This is a genomic window from Ideonella azotifigens (genome assembly GCF_006519715.1).
In the GTDB taxonomy this organism is placed as follows: domain Bacteria; phylum Pseudomonadota; class Gammaproteobacteria; order Burkholderiales; family Burkholderiaceae_C; genus Ideonella; species Ideonella azotifigens.
Map to the genome: position 1 here is coordinate 1 of NZ_VIDT01001145.1, position 1,133 is coordinate 1,133.

2 protein-coding genes are annotated in these 1,133 nt (G+C 70.5%); one reads left to right on the forward strand and one right to left on the reverse strand.

All coding sequences use genetic code 11. The features are described 5' to 3' along the window. Positions 1-135: 135 nt before the first annotated feature. Positions 136-552 carry a YbaN family protein gene (locus tag FKP22_RS31215; protein ID WP_141292041.1) on the reverse strand — a complete coding sequence of 139 codons (417 nt, stop codon included), beginning with the start codon at positions 550-552 and terminating at the stop codon, positions 136-138. Positions 553-663: 111 nt separating this feature from the next. Here FKP22_RS31215 and FKP22_RS31220 point away from each other — a divergent pair. After that, the coding region (locus FKP22_RS31220) for a hemerythrin domain-containing protein (RefSeq protein WP_141292042.1) at positions 664-1,133 on the forward strand (470 nt) is incomplete at its 3' end.

A 1,133-nucleotide genomic window follows, 5' to 3' on the forward strand; every position in this document is an offset into this window, starting at 1 on the left:
CCTTCGCGCCGCAGCACGCGCGCGCCGGCCCGCCCTGGCCGTCCAATGCCGAAACCCGCGGCCACCACGATGCTGGTCGCCCGCGAGCCAGGATTGTTCGACGACCTGCCGGACGAAACGGCGAACTGAAGCGGCTCAATCCGCGCGCGGCGGCCGGGTCGGCAAGTGCCAAAGCCACAGCGCCACCAACGCGCAGGTGATGCCCGGCGTCCAGCGCCAGATCGGCGATGGAATCGTCCACCAGGCCCACAGCGAGCTGGCGCTCATCATCACCGTGGCCAGTTGCTTGGCGCGCAGCGGCACCGCGCGGGTGGCCCGCCAGTCGCGCACGATGGGGCCCAGGTGCCGGTGCGTCACCAGCCAGTGCTCCCAGCGCTCGCTGCCCTTGGAGAAGCACCAGGCGGCCAGCAACACAAACGGGGTGGTCGGCAGCAGCGGCAGGAAGATGCCGATCACGCCCAGCAGCAGCGACAGCCCGCCCGCCAGCAGCCACAGCGGCCTCAGCCAGGCCAGGCGGCGCGTGGGCAGGGGCGACACAACAGGCGGCGGCATCGCGGCATTGTCACCTCGGCCCGTCATCGCGGGCTTCTTGCGCCAACGCAAGACCGGCCGCGCCAGCGCTGCCCACAATCGACCGCACCGCTTGCACTGCCACGACCCACCATGCCCTTGCTCGACTGGTCCCCCTCGCTGCAGCTGGACCACCCGGAAATGGACCAGACCCACCAGGCCTTCATCACGCTGCTGGGCCAGACCGAACGCGCACTGGCACAAGGTGCAGGCCCCAGCGCACTGGCCTACTGGGCCGAACTCGTGTTGCACACCGTGGGCCACTTCGGCCAGGAAGACCGCTGGATGCTGGCCACCGGCTTCGCGCCGGACAACTGCCACAGCCGCCAGCATGCACAGGTGCTGACGGTGCTGGAAGAGGTGGGCCGCCTGGCAGCAGACATCGGTGACTTCCGGCCGATGAGCGACTGCCTGCCCGGGCTGGCGCAGTGGTTTGTCGGGCATGTCCAGAGCATGGACGCCGCCCTCGCCGCCCACCTGCAGCAACTCGGCTTCGACCCCAGCACCAGCACCATGGCCCATCCGCCCGCGCCCGACCATGTCCCGATGAGCGGCTGCGGCGG